Source organism: Pseudorhodobacter sp. E13 (assembly GCF_003991405.1).
Taxonomy (GTDB): domain Bacteria; phylum Pseudomonadota; class Alphaproteobacteria; order Rhodobacterales; family Rhodobacteraceae; genus Pseudorhodobacter.
On the sequence record NZ_RPEN01000064.1, the window covers coordinates 1 to 301 of the forward strand.

Annotated in this window: 1 protein-coding gene; it reads right to left on the reverse strand. The window is 59.1% G+C overall.

Annotation, left to right across the window (positions count from 1 at the left end):
• Window positions 1-273, reverse strand: a 273-nt coding sequence (locus tag EGN72_RS00145; protein ID WP_148114237.1) for a transposase, incomplete at its 3' end; no start/stop codon positions are given.
• Window positions 274-301: the final 28 nt, after the last annotated feature.

Below are 301 nucleotides of genomic sequence, written 5' to 3' on the forward strand. Positions count from 1 at the left end.
CCGCATTCGCCGGGAAAACAGTCCCCCGGACTGTTTTCTTGTCCGGCTCAAATCCCGGAGAATGCGGTTTTCTTTGCGCAGCCGTTCATTCTCGCGCAGAAGCTCGGCATCTTGCGCGGGAACCTTGGCCTCCTCTGAAATCGCCCTAACCCACTTGCCGCGCGTCGAAAGCCCAATCCCCAAATCAGTCGCAACCTGACGCCGTGTCAGGCCACTGGTGAGCGCAATGCGAACCGCATCCCGCTTGAACTCGTCGCTGTGTATCGCTGCCATATCCGGTCTCCTTGATGGCGAGTATCGC